This is a genomic window from Streptomyces niphimycinicus (genome assembly GCF_018883605.1).
Taxonomy (GTDB): Bacteria; Actinomycetota; Actinomycetes; order Streptomycetales; family Streptomycetaceae; genus Streptomyces; species Streptomyces niphimycinicus.
On record NZ_JAHLEM010001318.1, the window covers coordinates 1 to 388 of the forward strand.

The 388-nt window shown below is 78.1% G+C and carries 1 protein-coding gene; it reads right to left on the bottom strand.

The window, feature by feature from the left end; translation table 11 throughout:
* Positions 1-388 (bottom strand): hypothetical protein (locus tag KN815_RS49545; protein ID WP_216348255.1); only part of this gene is annotated, 388 nt, incomplete at both ends.

Genomic DNA, 388 nt, shown 5'->3' on the forward strand with positions numbered 1-388 from the left:
CAGGGCTCGGGCGGTCGGCCTGCCCTCGCCCTGCCCGCTGCCGCCTCCGACACGCCCCAGCGGCCCGCCCAGCCGGTCGAATCGGGCATGCCCGCGCTGCCCGCCGCCCGTACGCCCGAGGAACAGCAGCCCAACTGGGGCCAGGACACCGGCGGCGGCCAGCCGCAGGACCTCCCGCCCACCGGACGTCGCCGCGCCCGCCGCACGCTGGCCGAGGCGTCGGAACTGTCGGCGCCCGACCAGGCACAGCCCCAGGGCCAGGGCCAGACGCAGGGCCAGGGTCAGCCCCAGGGCCAAGGCCAGTCCCAGGACCAGGCGCAGCCCCAACTTCAGCCGCAGCAAGCCCAGCCGCAGCCGCAGTCCGCGGGGGAGCCCGGTCTCGTCCGCT